This window comes from Nocardia salmonicida NBRC 13393, assembly GCF_001613085.1.
GTDB classification, from domain to species: Bacteria; Actinomycetota; Actinomycetes; order Mycobacteriales; family Mycobacteriaceae; genus Nocardia; species Nocardia salmonicida.
The window spans coordinates 24,398-42,416 of record NZ_BDBR01000004.1 but is presented as its reverse complement, the minus strand read 5'-3'; the positions used below and the strand labels follow the sequence as shown (position 1 = coordinate 42,416).

Below are 18,019 nucleotides of genomic sequence, written 5' to 3'. Positions count from 1 at the left end.
TTTCGTGCTCCTTATCTTGGTGCGGGCACCGAGGGCTGGGACAATTCGTCGCCGGTCACACCGGGCGGCGGTCCCGCACCGTTGTCGGGTCCGGCGGGCCGTGGCGCGTTCGCCGACCCACGGACCTGCAGCGCGGGATTGTCGGTGACGCAGTAGTTGTAGAGCCGCACCCTGGTATCGGCGGTGGCCTGCGTGGGAAGAATCGGGACCGTGTCGTAGTCGCAGGTCGGTCGCGGCCACGGGTCGACGAGGGTGTAGAAGGCGTTGTCGTGAGCCGGGATGCCGACCGCCTCGGAGAAGCGGCTCAACGTCGGAAACAGCAGCTCGATCGCGGGCTGACGCAATTTCGCCGCCCGGGTGATCGCGACGAAGTTCGTCACCAGGTCCGTGATCGGGTTCTGGGTGCGGGAAATGAAGCCCCCGAGCGTGGCCAGCTGCCCCGGCCCTTCCTGGAGCAGGTGCCGCAATTCGGCATCGGCGGCGGAGAACTGCTGGAACAGGGCGCTACCCGCGTTGGTCAGAGTTCCCAGGTCGGGTTGCGCGTTCGCGGTCGTCGAGGCGATGACCTCGAGATTGCGCAGCAGATGCTCGGTCTGCGGCAGCAGATCGTTGAGCCCTGCCATCGCGCGGCTGATCCCGGAGATCATGTTGCGCAAGCCGTCCGGACCGCCCGCGAGCGCTTTGTCGAGTTCGTTGACGATCACATTGAGGCGTTCGGGGTTCAATCCGCTGACCAGGCCCGACATGTTCAACAGCACCGACTGCACCTGCACGGGCACGCCGGTGTCCGCCCGGGCGATGACGGAGCCGTCGCGCAGATACGGCCCGGTATCGGTCTCGGGTCGAAAATCCAGGTACTGCTCACCCGCGGCCGACAAACGGGCGACGGCGACCGTGCCGCCGAGCGGAATCCGGGTGCCCTCCTCGATCTCGGCCACGGCCGCGATCCCGTCGCCGGCGACCCGCACGTCATCGACCCGGCCGACCCGAACGCCACGGAACGTCACATCGCTGCCCTTGGTGAGTCCACCCGAGATGGCCAGTTCGACGGTGACGGCGTAGCGCTTGTTCGTCGGGTCGATCCGCAGAACCGCACCGCCCAGGTACCCGCTGCCCAGCAGTAGGACGACGACAAGGCCGGCATTGGCGACCGCGATGCGACGGCGAACCAGCCATTCCCACAACGGTGAATTCATCGAGGCCCCTCTTGGGTCGGCTGCTGCGGTGTGCTGTTGAGGCGGCCGGTCACCTTGGCGATCACGTCGGTGATGCTGCCGATGAACGCGGGCACATCGGTGCCGTCGGGCCAGCGGCTGCCGGCCGGATCGGTGATCGCACCGATATCGAGGTAGGACAGGATCGCTCCGACGGCCAGCGTCGGTCCTTGCACGCTGTCCATGACCGAGGGGTAGATCTTGTGGAGGCCATCGAGCGTGCCGGTGAGGTCATCGCCCATCTGCGCGAATCCGGACATCAGATTCTGGATGCTCTGGAACAGGCTGACGAACTGCGGCCCGTTCGTCGCGCTGAAGTCGCCGAGGGCGTCCATCGTCACCGCCACCTTGTTGATCAGGTCGACGATGGCCTGGTTGTTCTCGGCGAACAGCCCGATCAGTTGCGGGAAGTCGTCGGCCGCGGCACCGAGTTCGGCCTTGCGCCGAGCCAATTCGCCGGTCAGCACCGACAACCCGGAGAGCGTCGCGTCGAGATCGCCGGTACGTGCGTTGAGCGCGGCGATGACCGAGGTCATTTCCCCGATCACGTGCTGCAGTTGGGGCGCCTTGCCCGCGAAGATGGAGTTGAGTTCGGAGGTGACCTTGGCTGCCTGATTGAGTCCGCCGCCGTTGATCAGCATCGACACCGACATCATCAACTGCTCGACCGAAGCGGCCGATGCGGTGAGCTCGGCGCCGATGGTCGCGCCCTCGCGCAGCGGTGGTCCAGCGGCCTCGGCGGTGGGCAGGGTCATGGCGACGAAGATGTCACCGAGCGGGGTCGCCTGGCGCAGCTCCACGGTGGTGCCCTGCGGCAGTTGGATGTCGGTGCGGATCAGCATCTCGACATCGGCGAGGAACGACGTCGTCGAAATTGCGGTGACGACACCGATATCGGTGCCGCCGATCTTCACGTGGGCGCGGTTGGGCAGGTTGAGCGCGTCCCGGAAAGTGGCGTGCAAGGTATAGCCGGGCCCGCCGATGCCCGGTTCGGGCATCGGCAGCTCGGCCACGGTCATCGAGCAGCCGCTGCTCGATGCGGCCACGGCGGCGGCGCAGAAGGCCGCGGCCAACGTGGTGCGCAGAGTCATTTCGTCAATCCCAACAGCGCGGCGGTCAGCCCGAAGTCCGGGCCCATATCGGAGATTTTGCCGGTGCGGCAGCCGTCCAGACGCATCTGGACGCGCTCACAGAACAGCGAGACCACCTCGCTGTCGAGCACGATCTTGTCGAGCAGACCGTGCAGACGCAGCGCCTGGTGTTCTCGGCTGATCGCGTTGTCGAAGTTCTGGAACATCAGCGGACCGACATCGATGATCTCGGTCAGATTGCGGGCATTGGCCCGCATCTGGGCTGCGATCGCGACGAACTTGGTGAGCGCGCCCGCGAGCTGGTCCTGATTCTGGCCGACCACCGAGGAGGTATTGGTGATGAAGTCGTCGAGCTGGGTCAGCACCGCCTGCAGACCGGGGGACTGCTGTCCGAACAGCGCGACCAACTCGGTGATGCGACCGCTGAAATCGCGGACGGTCTGATCGTTGTCGGCGATGATCTGGGTGATCTCGCCGAGTTCGATGATGGTGTTGGCGATCTGATCCTTGTTGGCGAAAGTCAGCTCGAAGGCCGCCGACAGTTCGTCGAGCGTTTCGCGCAACCGGTCGCCGTTGCCGTCGAGCAGTGGGAAGAGCACCCGGCTCGCCATGGGCCCGTTCTGGCTGTCGCCCTTGAGCGCCTCGCCCAGCTGATCGAAGTTGGACAGGATCCGGTCCAGTTCGACGGGTGTCCTGGTGCGAGACAGCGGAAGATGCGCGCCGTCGGCGAGCTCGGGCCCTGAGCCGGTATAGGCCGGGGCGAGCTCGACATGGCGGTTGGTGATCAGCTGCGGCGACACCAGCGCCGCCATCGCTTCGGCGGGAATGCGAACATCACGGTCGACCGACATCACCACCTCGACGTAGCTGCCGCGCGGCGTCACCGAATCGACGACACCGACCGGCACACCGAGCACGGAGACCTCGTTGCCCGCGTACAGTCCGGCCACGTTCTCGAAGTCGGCGCTGATGCGCTTCTGCGCGCCCAGCACCTGGTTACCCAGTCCGGTCAGGCTGTCGGGCAGTAAGGAGCAGCCCGAGGCGAGTGTCGCGGCCAAGCAGACCGCCGCGAGCTTGCTCGTGCGTGTGGTCCTCATCAGTTGCACCCCTGTACGGCCTGTGCGAAACACAGCCAGTTGTCCGGAAGGATCCACGGTGCCCAGATCTCGCCGTAGGGGCCGTTGCCGAGCAGATTGTTGAACTGGCGCAACGTGATCGGGGCGTACTCGTAGATCCGGTCCAGGTTCTCCTTGTTCTTGGTCAGGCCGTCGGACATCGTGTTGAGGTTCGCGATCAGCGGTCCGAGTTCACCGTTGTTCTCGATACCCATGTCCTGCAGCAGCCTCGACATGTCGGCGACGTTGTCGAGCAGCTGGGTGAGCAGGGTCTGGCGCTTCTGCACAGCGGCCCCGATCGCTTCGCCCCTGGTGAGCAACACCAGCACGCTGTTGCGGTTGTCCGAGACCAGTTGGGAGACCTGATCCATGCTCTTGAGCAGGGTGTCGACCTCGTCGCGCCTGCTGTTGATCACCTGGGCGAGCGCGCCGATGCTGTCGAGGGCCTGCACCGCCATGGCGGGTGAATCGCCCAGCTGGGCACTGAACACATCGAGCGCGGTGCGCAGTTTGTTCGGGTCGATCCGTTCGATCCGCTCGAACGAGGAGGTGTACTGCGGATCCTGGATGACCTTGCTCAGGTTGTACGGAACCTCGGTGTTGTCGACCCGGATCCGGTTGTCGGGGAGCTCTTTTCCGTCGCCGGGCCGCAGCACGATGTGCAGCCTGCCGAGGATGGTCGACATCTTGATCGCCGCGTGGGCGTTGGCGCCGAGGCGGATGTCCTTGCGGATCCGCAGCGCCACCTCCACCCGGTCGTTGACCAGCTTCACCGCCTGGACCGCACCGACCTCGATGCCGGAGACATCGACTGTCGCGCCGGGCCGAAGGCCCGCGGCCTGGGCGAACTCGGCGTGAACGGTCTTGTCGCCGAGTTGGACCTGGTTGATCAGACTTGAACCGCCGAGCAATATCAGCACCGCGAGGGCCGCGATCAGGCCGAGCCGCAGGTGCCGGTTGTGCCGCAGAAATGCTGGAACGCGTGGTTTGATCATCGGCACACTTCCGATTGTGAGGTGCCGCCGACCTGCGAGAACAAGCCCTCTGGCAGGAGAACGCCCCACAGGGAGACGTCGAGGCGGCAGATGTAGGCATTGCCGTAGGTGCCGTATTGGGTGAACCTGGCGACGCCGTTGAGGAAGTCCGGGAATTCGACCGCAGCGCGATCGAGGGCGGCGCCGTTGTAGAGCAACATCATCACGCCGGTAGTGGCGTTGCGTTGCGCGTCGGCCAATCCGGGCTTGACCTGCTCGATGAGCGAGACAAGGCCGTTAGTCGCTCCCGCCACCCGTTCGACCGAACTCTTCAGCGATTCGCCCTCGGTGTAGAGCCCGTCCATCAAACTGCGAGTCTGCGTGATCAGGGTCTCCAGCTCGTCGCTGCGGTTGGCCAGACCTGCCATCACCGAGCTGAGATTGCTCAGCACATCGCCGATGATCTGGTCGCGTTCACCGAAGGTGCTGGCCAACTGGGCAGCCTGGGTGATCAGCGCCGCCAGCGACACCTCGTTGCCCTGCAATGCCTGGATGAGCGTTTCCGACAGCGAATTGATCTGGTCGGGTTGCAGCACACTGAACAGTGGTTCGAATCCGGACAACAGCGCCGAGACGTCGAACGACGGCTCGGTCCGGTCGAGCGGGATCTGCGAGCCTGCGGGGACAACGGTGCCCTCGCCGGTGCCCGGCGCCAGCGCAAGGTAGCGCTGACCGATCAGATTCTGGTATCGCACAAGGGCTTTGGTGGTATCGGTCAGGTGCTGGCGCGCCTCGATCTGGAAGTCGACCTTGGCGATGTAGTTGTCGGTGAAATCGATCTTGTCGATCCGGCCGACTCGCACACCCGCCATCCGGACGTCGTCGCCGATGCGCAATCCGAGAACATCGGTGAAGACCGCCGAATAGCTCGTGGTGTTGCCGGGGACGCTGCGTTGCAGGGTCGACCAGATCGTGTAGGTGAGCAGCGTCGCCAAGACGGCGAAGAAGCTGAAGCCGAGCAGTGCTTTGCTGGATTTCACTGTTGGACACCACCTTCGGCGTCGGGGACGATGGCAATGTTGCCCAGAATCGACCCGAGCAGGAGCAGCTGACTGAACGTCGGTTTACCGCCGACCAGTGCCGACACCGCGGCGATGCCGCCCAGCCGAGACTGCGCCGCCGGGGTGGCGGCGGGCGCGGGATCGCGAGATGCGGCGGGTGCGGTGATCCCCGGGATAGCGGGCAGTCCCGGAATGGCAGGCAGACCCGGAATCGTCGGCAGGCCGGGAACAGTCGGCACGGTGATGCTCGGCAGTGTGGGTAGCCCGGGAATCGGCAGTGCCGGTGCCGGGCCGGCGGACTCGAGTCGCTTCGGCAGCATCTGTGCCGGATACTCTTGCGGCGGTGCGACTTCTGGCACGGTAGGGCCACCGCATCGGGGTCCGGCCATGTCGCCGTAGTGCGGGCAGTCCTTGGCGGTGTACTGCTGGAACGGTGTGAACGTCACATCCATACGCCAGGTCATCTGCTTGCTGGGGCCGAAGTTGAACGTTTGCTGCAGCCTGCGCAACGAGTTGTTGAGGTTGGCCGCCGTCAACTGCAGTGCGCTGGGATCCTTGGCGATGCCACCGAGTAGCTGGTCCAGGCCGGAGACCAATTCTTTGCCCGAATCGGGATTCGCGGCGAACAGGGCGTTGACCGATTCGATGGTGGAGTTGCCCTGTGTGAGCAGCTCCACCATTTGGGTGCGGTGCTCGTTGAGCGTGCGCGCGGTCGTCACCGAATCGGCCAGTACGCCGACCAGTTCCGGTGCCGACTGGCTCAGCGCTGTCGCCGCCTGACCGAAATTGCCGAGCAGGTGACCGATTTCGGGGATCTGGTGGATGGTGGTGAGCCAGGTGTCGAGGCGCTCCACCGTCGAACCCGGTACGCGACTGCTCGGATCGAGCGCTGCGGACAGGGTGGCCAGCACCCGGCCGAGCTTCTCGGGCTGGATGGTGTCGAGCACATCGCGCAGGGTGTTGAGCGTGGTCTGCAGCTGGATCGTGGCCTGGCTGGTGTCCTCGCGGATGGTCGCACCCTCGCGCAACCCCTCGGCGGTCCCCTCGTTGTCCACGAGCTGGAGCGAGGAGACGCCGAAGATGTTGTCGGGGATGACGCGCACGGTGACCGTGTTCGGAATCGTCTGCGCCAGACCCGGCTTCAGTTCCAAGGTGGCGTGCTGGCGTTCGCCCTTGGCGACCATCTCCACCGAGCCGACCGAGCCGACCAGCATGCCGCGGTACTTCACGTCGGCGCGCTGAGGTAGCCCGTCACCGGTACTGGTGAGGTCGGCACCGACCACCACCGTGTCCTCGAACTCGCCGTTGTAGCGCAGTGCGAGCAGATACAGAGCGACCGCGAACGCGGTGATCACCGCCAGTCCCGCGAGCGTGAGCTGCAGGGGTTTGGGGCCGCGGCCGCTGAGATCGAGAATCATTCGATCGACCTATCCCGAGATCCGGAATCCGGGGTCGATGCCCCAGATCGCAAGCGTGAGAAACAGATTGGTGAAGACCATGACGACGATGACCATCTTGATGGCCTGGCCCGCCGCGACGCCGACGCCTTCGGGGCCGCCAGAGGCGACGAAGCCGTAGTAGCACTGGATGAACGCCGCGATGAGAACGAACACCACCACTTTGAAGATCGAGAAGAACACGTCCCCGCCGATCAGGAACTGGAAGAAGTAGTGGTCATAGGTGCCTGCGGTCGTCCCGCCGAGGAACAGCACCGACAGCTTGGTCGCTATGTAGGCGACCGCGAGGCCGAGTGTGTACAAGGGGATGATGGTGATCGTGGCCGCGATCATCCGGGTGGTTACCAGATAAGGCAGCGGCCGGATCGCAATGGATTCCAGTGCGTCGATCTCTTCGGAGATCCGCATCGAGCCGAGCTGCGCGGTGAATCGGCAACCGGACTGGATGGCGAAGGCGAGCGTGCCCAGGATCGGCGCGATCTCACGGGTGGTGGCGAAGCCGGAGATGGCCCCGGTCAGCGGTCCCATAGTGAGCAGGTTCAACGCGGTGTAGGACTCGACTCCCACGGTGATGCCGCCGAACGCGCACAGCGCGATGACCACGCCCACTGTGCCGCCGCCGACGATGAGCGAGCCGTTACCCCAGCCGACATCGGCGACCAAACGGGCGACTTCCTTGCGGTAGTGGCGCAGCGTGAACGGGATGGCGATCAGCGCTTGGAAGAACACGATGGCCTGGTGACCGAGGCGCTGATTCGCGTGGACGGGAATCTTGGCGGTCGCTTTGATCGCGCGGACCGGACGCAGTGCCGGTGGGATGTACTCGGCGGCCATCTCACACGACCTTCGCGGGGAAGAAGATGTTGTACAGCTGGGTGACGATGATGTTGGTGGCGAACAGCATCAGGATCGAGGTGACCACCGCCGAGTTCACCGAATTCGCGACACCGCCCGGACCACCTTTGGTGTGTAGGCCGATGTCGCAGGCGATGATCGCGGTGAGCAGGCCGAAGATCGCCGCCTTGAACAGCGCGGCCACGAGGTCGTTCGCGACCGCGAACGAGGCGAACGAGCTGATGAACGATCCCGGTGTGCCCTGTTGGGCATAGACGTTGAACATGTAGGCGGTGGCGAAGCCGACGAACACGATGAACCCACACAACAGCATGCTCACCAGTACGGCGGCGACCAGTCGCGGGACGACCAGTCGGCGCACCGGGTCCACACCCATCACCTTCATCGCGTCGATCTCCTCCCTGATGGTGCGGGAGCCCAGATCGGCGCAGATGGCCGAGCCGACCGCGCCCGCGATCATCAGTGAGGTGACCAGTGGTGCGCCCTGGCGGATGATGCCGAGCCCGGCGACCGCGCCGATGAAGGTGGTGGCGCCGACCTGATTGACCAGCGCACCGACCTGGATCGAGACCACCACCGCGACCGGAATCGCGACGAACACGGTCGGCAACGCCGAGACGTTGGCCATGAACGCGCACTGCTTGATGAACTCCTGGAACGGAAATCGCCGTTGCACGAGCGACAGGAACAGCTGCGCGATCGTTGCCCTGCCGAGCAGGACCTGCCTGCCGAGGGTCTCGAGCGACTGCTGGGGATGCCGTCGCCAGAGCCCGGTGGCGCTGTCGATGAGCCGTCCGATCTCGGACGGTTCGGTGGCCGGTTGCGGCGTCACGCTGCACCGATCCTTTCTTGCTGCGGGGGATTGTGTTCCCGGCTGCTCAGAGCGAGCTCAGCCAGTGTTCGAGGAGGACGACGAGTGCGCCGACGGCCGCCAGACACAGGGCGATGACGCAGAGCAGCGCGATCCACATGCCGAATCGAAGAACAGGATTTACCTGTGTCCGCCCGCCCAGGATCTTGACGATGATCACGACGATGTCGATGACCCAGACCAGCGCCATCATCAGGTCATCGTCACATTCGCGAAGGTGAGGACCGGCCAACAGACGATCGATCCGATGAACGAGACGATCAGGTCGACCCCGTGAAGGTCACTCAGATGACTGGTGTGGGTGAATGTCCAGATGACTCCCACCAGTCCGTAGGGGATGCCGATGATGATGAGAGTGCCGAGGAATTCGGACACCTTCATCTCATAGCTGAGAAACCTGTCCAGCCGTCGCAACATGGTGGTACCGGTGTCCTTCCTCGGGACCTTGGACGACGTCAGGCCTGCCGGCCGCCGTCGTTGGCGGTGCGTTGTTGTTGTCGAGCGTTCTTCAGGGGTGGACCCGAAGAGCGATCGCCTTCCCGTGAGTCGTTCCAGAAGCACGACGCTTCTGTGGCACGGGAGGCCGACCATCGAAGATCAAGTTACTACTCATTCTCATCGCTGTGATGAGAATTACCGGTAACATATCTCATAGATTCGGGATTGCCTATAGGGCGTCGAATCGTAGGCCGTCGCAGGTCGCGCCCGCGGCGTCCCGACTCGCGGGTCGTCCGACGTGACCGATGGCGAGTGGAGGGGCCACCGCATCGGCACCGGACGCCACTGAGGGGTGTGTGCCGGTGCCGATGCGGTCCGCGCATCATGCCCCCAACCCGTGATGCTGCGGAATCGACGGTAACATAATGTGTCAATAGTGGCCTAATGGCTGGTATTGGCCATGATTCGACGGCAAGTGATAAGAATGAATATTAACTTACTCGAGGGATGTCGTCGTATGGTCGGCGACTGTGCAGGAGGTTCATGATGTCAGCTGTCATCGTCGATGTGGTTCGTACACCGTCGGGTCGGGGTAAGTCCGGCGGCGGACTGTCGTCGGTACATCCGGCCACGCTGCTGGCCGGTGTGTTGGCGGAGTTGGTCGCGCGCACCGGGATCGACCCGGCCCTCGTCGACGATGTGATAGCCGGGTGCGTCACCCAGAGCGGCGAACAGGCCAACAACATCGCCAGGACCGCGGTGCTGGCGGCGGGGTTCCCGGAGTCGGTGCCCGGCACCACGGTTGATCGACAGTGTGGTTCGAGCCAGCAGGCCGTGCATTTCGCCGCCCAGGGTGTGCTCGCCGGCGCGTACGACGTGGCGATAGCCTGTGGCGTCGAGTCGATGAGCCGCACCCCGATGTTCTCCAACACCCAGGGCAAGGACTCCCTGCGTGGCCCGCTCGCCGCTCGCTACCCGGCCGGCCTGATCGGCCAGGGGATCGCGGCCGAGATCATCGCTGCCCGCTGGAAACTGGACCGCGCGGTCCTCGACGAGTTCGCGGCGCGCTCGCATCGGCTGGCTGCCGCCACCGCGGCATCGGGCGGCTTCGACGCCGAGCTCGTTGCCGCCGGCGACCTCGTGGCCGACGAGACGATACGCACGGGCACCACTGTCGAAGGCTTGGCGAACCTGCGCCCAGCCTTCACGGATCCCGCTCTCCTCGACCGGTTTCCGGAGATCGACTGGTCGGTGACCGCGGGCAATTCCTCGCCGCTCACCGACGGCGCGTCGGCGGCGCTCATCATGAGCGAGGCGATGGCGGCGAAACTGGGGTTGACCCCCCGCGCCCGCTTCCACTCCTTCGCCGTTGTCGGCGACGATCCCACACTCATGCTCACCGCCGTCGTCCCCGCGACCCGCAAGGCGCTCGAACGGGTCTCCCTCACTGTCGACGACATCGATACCTTCGAGGTGAACGAGGCGTTCGCCCCGGTTCCGCTCGTCTGGCAGCACGAGCTCGGCGCCGACCCGGCCAGGGTCAATCCGCGTGGCGGCGCCATCGCGCTCGGCCACCCACTCGGTGCTTCCGGAACCCGTTTGCTCGCGACGATGGTCAATCATCTGGAACAGACCGGCGGTCGCTACGGACTCCAGACCATGTGCGAGGCGGGCGGCCTGGCCAACGCCACCATCATCGAACGTCTCTGAGGCTGCGCCGATAGACGAGTGCCCGCCGGACGCGACGAGCGATCGGCGGGCTGGTTCGTGAAGAGCGGGACACAGGACTCGCGGCAGTGGGGACAACAGGGCCTGGACATCCCACGCCGCGAGTCGTGTGCTCCGGGAGTGAACTCCCGGTCGTGTCCACCCGGCGCCGCGGTGCATGCCCGCTTCGCAGCGAGGGTGAATGGCCATCAACTTAATGATCGCGAGCGACGCTGTCAATCACTTGTAATCGCTCTTCCAGTTCCTGGATCACGCTCCTTCAGTTCTGGAATAGTCAGTAACATAATGGGCATGTCGGTGTACCCTTGGCACCGAACCGCGTTCGCGAGGTGTGTCGGGCTGCTGTGCGTCGCCTCGGCTGCTCGGTCGCGCGGCACATCTGGGAAAGGATGACGATGAGCACGGCAATCAGGCCTGGCGAACCCAATTACGTAGACCCACACAGTGATTCCTACGTCGACGAAGGCGCGGCCCCGGTGTGGCGTGGGTCGGCCACCCCGGCGGTGGAATTCACAGCGCCGGAGCATGCGCTGACTCTCGATCGGGTTCGCCTCCATATTCCCGACACCCACCGGTCCCCGCGCAAACGACCCGCTCAGTTGGCCGATGCCTTGGACTTCTGGATGTTCGCGGGTGCGGCGGCGAACGTGGCGATGCAATTCGCGCACCAGGGAGTCGCGGCGGGTGTGATGGAAAGTCAGGTCGAATCCGGTGCGCTCATGGTGCATCCGTGGAAGCGGCTGCGGACCACCTCCGCCTACCTCGCGGTGGCGGTGCTCGGCACCGACGAGGACAAGCTGGCCATGCGGCAGGCAGTCAATGTCGCGCACCGCCAAGTGAGGTCTCGGCCGGATTCGAAGGTGAAATACAACGCCTTCGACCGGAACTTGCAGATGTATGTGGCCGCGGCGATCTACATCGGTTTCGAGGACACCCACCAACTGCTGTGCGGCAAGATGACCGACGACGAACTCGAAGCGTTCTACCAGGGCTCGGACACCTTCGGCACCACGCTCCAGGTACACCCCGATATGTGGCCGAAGACGCGCGCCGAGTTCGACGACTACTGGCTGGAGGCGTGCAGGGGGGTGGTGTGCGACGACGAATTCCGCGCCTACATCGACGATCTGCTGCACCTGCGGATGGTCCACTGGTCCATCCGGGTGATGTTCGGCAGCCTTCTGCGGTTCCTGACCGCGGGCTTTCTGCCGCCGCATTTCCGCGAGCAGATGGCGGTCGAATGGAGCACCTCGGATCAGCGCCGATTCGAGCACCTTTTCCAGTTCGTCGGCTTCGTCAACCGCTTCATCCCGAAGTTCATCAGGTTCGCCGGCACCAACGCGATGATGCGCGACGTGCGCAACCGCATCAGGAAGCAGCGGGCCCTCGTCTGATCGAACGGGGCCGATGACCGCGGCGGGTGAGGCGTTCTCCAAGCCGCCGCGCTCGCGCCGTTATGACGTAGTCGGCGCGTGGGTGTCGATCGCCCGCAGTTGCTCGGGGTCGACGGCTCGCAGAACCGCCAGTGACGCTGTGATCGCCAGATCGCAGGCCGTGCTGATGTCGGCTCCCGCGAGGATGACGGCGCGGTAGGCAACGTCCAAGCTGATGCCGAGGAGCATCGTGGCGAGTGTGTCCGCGCCGCCGTCGATGGGAGTTCCACGCTCGGCGTAGTTGGCTCGCAATCGTTCGGCGATACGCGGTTCGAGAGCGGCGGACAACCGACGCCCGGGGTGGCTGTCGTCGTATCGGTTGTCGAGCAGGACGCGGAATCCTTCGGGGTGGCGGCGGGCGTAATCGAAGAGCGACTCGATCGAATAGCGGGCCCGCTGCCCGTAGCTCATCGTCTCGCCGTTGTCATAGATCTCGAACATCCAGGTGGTCAACGCGGCGAGCTCGCGTTCGATAACAGCGTCGACGAGTGCGTCACGGGAGCCGAAGTGGGCATAGAGGGTCACTCTGGAGGTATCGGCGCGCTGAGCGATGGTGTCCATCGTTGCCCGATCGACACCCACCTCGGCGATCACCGCGCACGCCGCATCCAGGAGCACGGAGTCGGTCGGGCGATTGCGGGTGCTGCGGCGCGCGGGCGCCTTCGCGCGGCGATCAGGGTGCCCGGTTCCGGCCAACCTTCCTCCTCGATGCTGTCCCACGTTCCGTTCGTGGCGGTGTCAACCTTCGGCATTACCGAAGTAGGCCGCCTCGACCATATCTCGGCGACCACGGAGCTCATCCGCGGAGCCGGACAATACGGCCCTGCCGTGATGGAGCACGACGGCCGTATCGGCGATCGACAACGCCAGTTCGATGTGTTGTTCGACCAGTACCACGGCCATGTGCTGGTCGTCGGCGATCTGACGCAGCCGGGGGAGCAGGCCCTCCACGGCGATCGGCGACAGCCCGAGGCTGAGTTCGTCGACGAGCAGGACCTTGGGTGCGCACAGCAGTGCTTTCGCCAACGCGAGCATCTGTTGTTCGCCGCCGGAGAGAGTGCCGCATCGGCGCGACCGCATCGACCGCAGCGCGGGGAAGTAGTCGAAGACGTCATCGACGGAGGGGCCGTGCTTGCGGCGGGCCAGGCGCAGGTTGTCGTCGACCGACAAGCGGTGGAAGACGCCCCGGCTGTCGGGGACCAGGATGACGCCGCGGCGCGCGTTGGCTTCCACCCGGCGGTCCAGCGGTTCGCCGAGCGCGGTGATGATGCCGGACAGCGCAGGCAACGCCCCGACCGACGCGAGCAGAGTGGTGGTCTTGCCTGCCCCGTTCGGACCCAGGAGTGCGAGGATCTCACCCGCTCGCACCTGGGCGTTCAGATCGCGTACGGCGGGCACGCCACCGTATCCGACAGTGAGCCCTTCGATGTACAGGGCGGACTTCACCTCGATCAGCGGCCTTTCCGGCATCGCCGATGTGGTCATTTGCTGTCTCCTACCGGTCGGGCCGCGTCGTCGTCGGTGCGGGCGGTGCCGAGATACGCGGCGATCACCCGTGGGTCCTCCCGGATTCGGGCAGGCTCGCCGGCGGCGATGACGACACCGAAATCCAGCACGTAGAGCCGCGAACAGGTGTCGAGTACCAGAGACATGTCGTGGTCGATGAGCAATACACCGACACCCGCGGTCGCGATGCGCCGCAGATGCCGACCGAAGTCCCGGCTCTCGTGGGTGTCGAGTCCAGCGGCGGGTTCATCGAGGAGCACCACCTTCGAACCACCGACCAGCGCGCGAGCCACCCCGACCAATTTCTGCTGGCCCAGGGTCAATTCGCCGGGACGCTGGGCCGCGACGCCGGGTACACCCACCAATTCCAGTGCGGCGTCGATGGTTTCGCTCGGCGGCGCCGAGCCGCCGACGATGTCGGCGAACAGCATGCGCAGACCGGTCGGCTGGATCGCGACGGCGAGATTCTGCGCCACCGTGAGGTCGCCGAAAAGCTCACCCGCCTGCCAGGTTCGGGCCAATCCGGCACGTCGTCGTCGATGCGTGCCGAGTCGGTCGAGTGCGGTGTCTTCGAGGGTGACGTTTCCGGTGTAGGGGGTGAACCCGGTGACCGCGTCGACGAACGTCGTCTTTCCCGCGCCGTTGGGTCCGATCAGACCCACGATTTCGCCGGAGCCGACGGCGATGTCGATGTCGGTGTTGGCCGCTACACCGCCGTAGCGAACCGACAATCCGTGGGTCCGCAACAGAGGTTGCACGCTATCGGACATGCGCTACTGCCTTCTTTCCCGGCTCAGCGGCCTCGTCGCCGGTGATTTCACGGCCGCTCCGGCGTGGGATCGTCGCGGTGAGCCACTCGAATGCCGAGGTCATCGCCCCCGCGACGCCGACCGGGTTGAGCACGGCCATCAGCAACAACACAGTCGCGGCGATGACTTCGTAGTATTCGCCGAGTTCGAGAGTCTGGTTGAGGAATACGTAGCCGACGCCCAGTGGGCCGAGGGTGCCTGCGATGAACGCGCCCGACACGGAGGTGATGCCGCCGACGTACGTCATCGCCAACAGCGTCAGGCCGATCATCACGGTGAACGAACCCGCCGAGAGCTGGCCCCTGCTGTAGCCGATCAGACAACCGCCGATGCCGGCCAGGAACGCCGAGACAGCGAAGCCGAGCAATTTCGTTGCGGCGACGTCGATTCCGACCGATGCCGCTGCCCGCTCGTTGGACCGCACGGCCAACATCGCCCGACCGGTCGCGCCCGCCATGATCCGCATCACCGCCAATGTGCAGATCGCGACGACCACCAGGACCATCAGCGAAAAGGGCAGCGTGACAAGGTTGGTGCCGTCACGAACCCCCAGGTCGATACCGAACAGGGTGGGGTCGGTGATGATGTTGCCCTGCGCGGGAGTCAACGAGGGGTTGTTGAACACGAAGCTTTGAATGGCTAATGCGGCAGCCAAGGTCACCACCGCCAATTGGGCGCCGCGGATACGCAACGCAGGCACCGCGACCAGGATGCCCAACGCGGTGGCCGCCAAGGCGGCTGCGATGATGCCGAGCGGAAAGGGAACGTGCCATTCGGTGGACAATTTCGACAGGGCGAAGCCCGCCGTGCCGGCGAAAGCCATACTGGCCAGCGAGATCTGACCGAGGTACCCGGTCAGCAAAACCAGTGACAGAGCGATCAGAGACAGAATGATCGAGGTCACGACGCCGTAGCGCCACGTCCCGGTCGTCATGACGATCGCGAGGACCGCGACTGCCAGCACCGCGACGGTCGGGGTGATCTTGACCCGGGGGATTCGCACGGCGGGCATCTTCACCGCCCCGAGTGACCCGCGAGCCGGTATCCGGCCACCGAGCAGGAACAACGCCACGACAACGATGACGAACGGCACGGCGTCGGAGAGCCCGGACTGCGCCCAATTCGGCCACAGGTCCTTGGTGTCGACCCAGAGGATGACCGCCTGGAACGACCCCAACGTCAATCCCGCCGCACAGGCAACGCCGAAGGACGACAGTCGCCCGACCAGCGCCGCCGCCAGCGCAGGGATCACATAGAACGTGTAGCTCGTCTCGTTCAATCCGATGGTGAAGGCCGCGAGCACCCCGATCAGTCCGCACGCGGCGCCGGTCAGTGCCCAGACGATCGCGGCCAGCCGGTCGGGCGAATATCCGGTCAGGCGTGCGGCGAGTTCGTCTTCCGAGCCCGCGCGAGTCGCGATGCCGACAGTGGTGAGCGTGAAATAGGCCCGCAGACCGACGGCGATCGCGATCGCGATCGCGGCCAACACGAGATCGGACACGTTGACCAGCGCACCGGCCACCGTCACCGTGCTCTCCGGCAGAATCGGTGTGGCGAAAAGGTTTTCGGTATCGAACCGCAGTCCCACCAATGCCTGGATGAACAACATCAGTCCGACCGAGGCAACCACCTGCGCCAACACCGGCGCGTGACGCAGGGGGCGGAATACCACCAGATGCGCCAGCAACGCCCACACCGTCGCGGAGGCGATTCCCAGTGCGATCGCCGCCACCATGGGCGTCGGGTGATCTTCACTGCCGAGCGCGATACTGCCGAGCGGCAGGACGAATGTCCCGTCGGTGCGCAGGGCCGCGACGACATAGACCGCCCACAGGGCGAACGCGCCCTGCGCGAAATTGATGATTCCGGTCGCGGCGTGCACGCCCACCAGTGATGTGGCCAAGACCGCGTATACCGCGCCGGTCGACAGACCTAGGAAGACGAATTGCAAGAACTGGCCCATGTGCCCTGTTTTCTGTGGATAGCCCAGGCCCCGGCGGACAGGTCGCCGATAGTGCGAGCGCCCTGTCCGCCGAGGTCATCCGGATCGGTTACGCCGCACCCGGAATCAATTTGAGGACCTCGAAGCTGGGCGTGATGTACCCACCGGAGACCGGTGTCGTCTTCTTGTCCCCGGTCACCTCGAACAACAACATGTCGGTGGTGCAGTTGGGCGTCGTGGCTTTGCCGCAGTTCAGTTTCGGGCCGAGGAAACTCTGGTAGTCGACGAGCCCCTTGAGCGCCGTGAGGATCGCCGGACCGGTGAATTCGGCAGGCGGAGCGGCGGTGAGTGCCTTGGCGAGATCGATCAGAGTGGCGAAGGTGCCGTACGCGTAGAACCCCGCCGTTCCACCGGCGTTGTCGATGAATTGTTCAGCTGTCTTCAGATTCGATTTCGCGGGCTCGGGAGCCGAGTCGATGGCAGGCGGCAGCCACACCGGCGAATAGGACTGAGCACCGACGGCCTGTGCGCCCATCACGTCGACGTATTCCGTACACGCGGCCAGAAAGACTGTGCCCGAATACTTCACGGACTTCAGTGCTTGGGCCAGCTTGTTGCAGGTGTTGTCGTTGGGCGCGGTCATCAGACCGCCCGCGGCGGGAGAACCGTCCGCGATCGTGGACGCGAGGGCGGTGAAGTTCGGTCCCGCCGGCGGGTAATAGGCACTCTTGACATCGATTCCCAACTGTTTGCCCAGCGGGGTCAGGAGACCGTCGAACACCTGATGCGCTTGGGGCAGATCGGAATTGACCAAGGTCAACGAGTTCTTTCCTGCCTGCTTCAGTGATTGCAGGAATCCGACCAGGAACGCCGCAGGCGGCGGACCGAAGAACACGCGGTTCTCGGGAACCGCGCCGGTCGCGGTATTGAAGGGAATCTGGCCGATCAGCGGAATCGCCGCTGACGTCAAAATCGGCATCGCCGCGGCCGATTCGGCGTTGTAGCCGTCGACCGCCGCCACCACGCCTGCCTGCACGAACTGGTTGGCGCACGAGATCGTGGACTCCGGCGAGGTGTTATCGATACCGCAGTCGACGATTTCGATCGGGCGGCCGTTGATCCCGCCGATCTGGTTGTTGATGTACTCGACCGCCGCGTTCCTGCCGGTGGTCACACCCGCCTGGGTAGCCGGGCCCTTCGAGGGATTGAACAAGCCGATCTTGATCGGGGCGCCGGCCGCCTTGACTCCCGGCGCGATGGCGGACGTGCTGCCGCCCGCCTCGGAACTGCTGTCGTCACCGCACGAAGCAACGGAGAACACACACGCTGCGGCCACCGCAGCCGCGGCGATCCGGCGAGAATTACTGGCCATTCTGAATGCCTTTCCAGGCCGGTTGTCCTGGCGAACAGCGCCGGTCAACCCGTCGATCTCATGTTCGACGCCTGATCGCCCGTTGGCGATTCCAGCGACCCGACCGCTACTTGTGATCTGGGCCACTTGAAGCTAACCCAGCCTTACAAGCGT

17 protein-coding genes are annotated in these 18,019 nt (G+C 65.0%); 2 read left to right on the top strand and 15 right to left on the bottom strand.

The genetic code is table 11. From position 1 onward, the window contains the following. Positions 1 to 11 precede the first annotated feature (11 nt). The 10 genes from NS1_RS04250 to NS1_RS04205 are packed head-to-tail and all read right to left on the bottom strand — an operon-like array spanning position 12 to position 9,055. Positions 12 to 1,196, bottom strand: coding sequence for an MCE family protein (locus NS1_RS04250; protein ID WP_056817271.1), 1,185 nt, complete (start codon positions 1,194 to 1,196; stop codon positions 12 to 14). Further along, positions 1,193 to 2,305, bottom strand: a complete 1,113-nt coding sequence (locus NS1_RS04245; RefSeq protein ID WP_062981813.1) for an MCE family protein — start codon at positions 2,303 to 2,305, stop codon at positions 1,193 to 1,195. The genes NS1_RS04250 and NS1_RS04245 overlap by 4 nt, the downstream gene beginning before the upstream one ends. After that, the gene (locus tag NS1_RS04240; RefSeq protein WP_062981811.1) at positions 2,302 to 3,402 is read right to left on the bottom strand and encodes an MCE family protein; all 1,101 of its coding nucleotides are present in this window, start codon (positions 3,400 to 3,402) and stop codon (positions 2,302 to 2,304) included. Before NS1_RS04240 ends, NS1_RS04245 begins: the two co-directional genes overlap by 4 nt. Next, positions 3,402 to 4,415 carry an MlaD family protein gene (locus NS1_RS04235; protein WP_062982306.1) on the bottom strand — a complete coding sequence of 338 codons (1,014 nt, stop codon included), beginning with the start codon at positions 4,413 to 4,415 and terminating at the stop codon, positions 3,402 to 3,404. Before NS1_RS04235 ends, NS1_RS04240 begins: the two co-directional genes overlap by 1 nt. After that, positions 4,412 to 5,434 (bottom strand): MCE family protein, encoded by a 1,023-nt coding sequence (locus NS1_RS04230; RefSeq protein ID WP_062981803.1) that lies wholly within the window; start codon positions 5,432 to 5,434, stop codon positions 4,412 to 4,414. The genes NS1_RS04235 and NS1_RS04230 overlap by 4 nt, the downstream gene beginning before the upstream one ends. Continuing rightward, a complete protein-coding gene (locus NS1_RS04225; protein ID WP_062981801.1) occupies positions 5,431 to 6,873 on the bottom strand; it encodes an MCE family protein in 1,443 nt (480 codons plus the stop codon). The genes NS1_RS04230 and NS1_RS04225 overlap by 4 nt, the downstream gene beginning before the upstream one ends. Before the next feature lie 9 nt (positions 6,874 to 6,882). Further along, positions 6,883 to 7,746 carry an ABC transporter permease gene (locus NS1_RS04220; RefSeq protein WP_056817257.1) on the bottom strand — a complete coding sequence of 288 codons (864 nt, stop codon included), beginning with the start codon at positions 7,744 to 7,746 and terminating at the stop codon, positions 6,883 to 6,885. A 1-nt stretch (position 7,747) separates the two neighbouring features. Next, positions 7,748 to 8,599: an MlaE family ABC transporter permease gene (locus NS1_RS04215; protein WP_056817255.1), complete on the bottom strand. Its 852-nt coding sequence runs from the start codon at positions 8,597 to 8,599 to the stop codon at positions 7,748 to 7,750. Between the two features lie 46 nt (positions 8,600 to 8,645). Continuing rightward, a complete protein-coding gene (locus tag NS1_RS04210) occupies positions 8,646 to 8,831 on the bottom strand; it encodes a hypothetical protein (RefSeq protein WP_056817253.1) in 186 nt (61 codons plus the stop codon). After that, positions 8,831 to 9,055, bottom strand: coding sequence for a hypothetical protein (locus tag NS1_RS04205; RefSeq protein ID WP_062981799.1), 225 nt, complete (start codon positions 9,053 to 9,055; stop codon positions 8,831 to 8,833). The genes NS1_RS04210 and NS1_RS04205 overlap by 1 nt, the downstream gene beginning before the upstream one ends. A gap of 564 nt (positions 9,056 to 9,619) precedes the next feature. On the opposite strand from NS1_RS04205, the gene NS1_RS04200 reads away from it, so the two are divergent. Together NS1_RS04200 and NS1_RS04195 are read left to right on the top strand one after the other, a co-directional pair. Continuing rightward, positions 9,620 to 10,786, top strand: coding sequence for a thiolase family protein (locus NS1_RS04200; RefSeq protein WP_062981797.1), 1,167 nt, complete (start codon positions 9,620 to 9,622; stop codon positions 10,784 to 10,786). Positions 10,787 to 11,199: 413 nt separating this feature from the next. Next, complete coding sequence (locus NS1_RS04195; protein WP_084503522.1) at positions 11,200 to 12,198, top strand: oxygenase MpaB family protein; 999 nt, start codon at positions 11,200 to 11,202, stop codon at positions 12,196 to 12,198. Positions 12,199 to 12,258: 60 nt separating this feature from the next. Here NS1_RS04195 and NS1_RS04190 read toward each other — a convergent pair whose 3' ends face one another. The 5 genes from NS1_RS04190 to NS1_RS04170 all read right to left on the bottom strand — a co-directional run bounded on the left by NS1_RS04190 (position 12,259) and on the right by NS1_RS04170 (position 17,866). Next, positions 12,259 to 12,933, bottom strand: a complete 675-nt coding sequence (locus NS1_RS04190; RefSeq protein WP_062981795.1) for a TetR/AcrR family transcriptional regulator — start codon at positions 12,931 to 12,933, stop codon at positions 12,259 to 12,261. 42 nt (positions 12,934 to 12,975) lie between these two features. Then, a complete protein-coding gene (locus NS1_RS04185) occupies positions 12,976 to 13,707 on the bottom strand; it encodes an ABC transporter ATP-binding protein (RefSeq protein ID WP_373864327.1) in 732 nt (243 codons plus the stop codon). Between the two features lie 11 nt (positions 13,708 to 13,718). Continuing rightward, positions 13,719 to 14,513 (bottom strand): ABC transporter ATP-binding protein, encoded by a 795-nt coding sequence (locus tag NS1_RS04180; protein WP_062981792.1) that lies wholly within the window; start codon positions 14,511 to 14,513, stop codon positions 13,719 to 13,721. Then, positions 14,503 to 16,515 carry an ABC transporter permease gene (locus NS1_RS04175; RefSeq protein ID WP_062981790.1) on the bottom strand — a complete coding sequence of 671 codons (2,013 nt, stop codon included), beginning with the start codon at positions 16,513 to 16,515 and terminating at the stop codon, positions 14,503 to 14,505. Before NS1_RS04175 ends, NS1_RS04180 begins: the two co-directional genes overlap by 11 nt. Positions 16,516 to 16,603: 88 nt before the next feature. Further along, complete coding sequence (locus NS1_RS04170) at positions 16,604 to 17,866, bottom strand: ABC transporter substrate-binding protein (protein WP_174562621.1); 1,263 nt, start codon at positions 17,864 to 17,866, stop codon at positions 16,604 to 16,606. Positions 17,867 to 18,019: the final 153 nt, after the last annotated feature.

What these genes read in the sequence shown, in the direction of transcription:
- NS1_RS04175 (WP_062981790.1), bottom strand. Translation starts at nt 16,515, where the DNA reads ATGGGCCAGTTCTTGCAATTCGTCTTCCTAGGTCTGTCGACCGGCGCG.
- NS1_RS04245 (WP_062981813.1), bottom strand. Translation starts at nt 2,305, where the DNA reads ATGACTCTGCGCACCACGTTGGCCGCGGCCTTCTGCGCCGCCGCCGTG.
- NS1_RS04235 (WP_062982306.1), bottom strand. Translation starts at nt 4,415, where the DNA reads ATGATCAAACCACGCGTTCCAGCATTTCTGCGGCACAACCGGCACCTG.
- NS1_RS04195 (WP_084503522.1), top strand. Translation starts at nt 11,200, where the DNA reads ATGAGCACGGCAATCAGGCCTGGCGAACCCAATTACGTAGACCCACAC.
- NS1_RS04185 (WP_373864327.1), bottom strand. Translation starts at nt 13,707, where the DNA reads ATGCCGGAAAGGCCGCTGATCGAGGTGAAGTCCGCCCTGTACATCGAA.
- NS1_RS04220 (WP_056817257.1), bottom strand. Translation starts at nt 7,746, where the DNA reads ATGGCCGCCGAGTACATCCCACCGGCACTGCGTCCGGTCCGCGCGATC.
- NS1_RS04240 (WP_062981811.1), bottom strand. Translation starts at nt 3,402, where the DNA reads ATGAGGACCACACGCACGAGCAAGCTCGCGGCGGTCTGCTTGGCCGCG.
- NS1_RS04200 (WP_062981797.1), top strand. Translation starts at nt 9,620, where the DNA reads ATGATGTCAGCTGTCATCGTCGATGTGGTTCGTACACCGTCGGGTCGG.
- NS1_RS04180 (WP_062981792.1), bottom strand. Translation starts at nt 14,513, where the DNA reads ATGTCCGATAGCGTGCAACCTCTGTTGCGGACCCACGGATTGTCGGTT.
- NS1_RS04210 (WP_056817253.1), bottom strand. Translation starts at nt 8,831, where the DNA reads ATGATGGCGCTGGTCTGGGTCATCGACATCGTCGTGATCATCGTCAAG.
- NS1_RS04170 (WP_174562621.1), bottom strand. Translation starts at nt 17,866, where the DNA reads ATGGCCAGTAATTCTCGCCGGATCGCCGCGGCTGCGGTGGCCGCAGCG.
- NS1_RS04250 (WP_056817271.1), bottom strand. Translation starts at nt 1,196, where the DNA reads ATGAATTCACCGTTGTGGGAATGGCTGGTTCGCCGTCGCATCGCGGTC.
- NS1_RS04225 (WP_062981801.1), bottom strand. Translation starts at nt 6,873, where the DNA reads ATGATTCTCGATCTCAGCGGCCGCGGCCCCAAACCCCTGCAGCTCACG.
- NS1_RS04205 (WP_062981799.1), bottom strand. Translation starts at nt 9,055, where the DNA reads ATGTTGCGACGGCTGGACAGGTTTCTCAGCTATGAGATGAAGGTGTCC.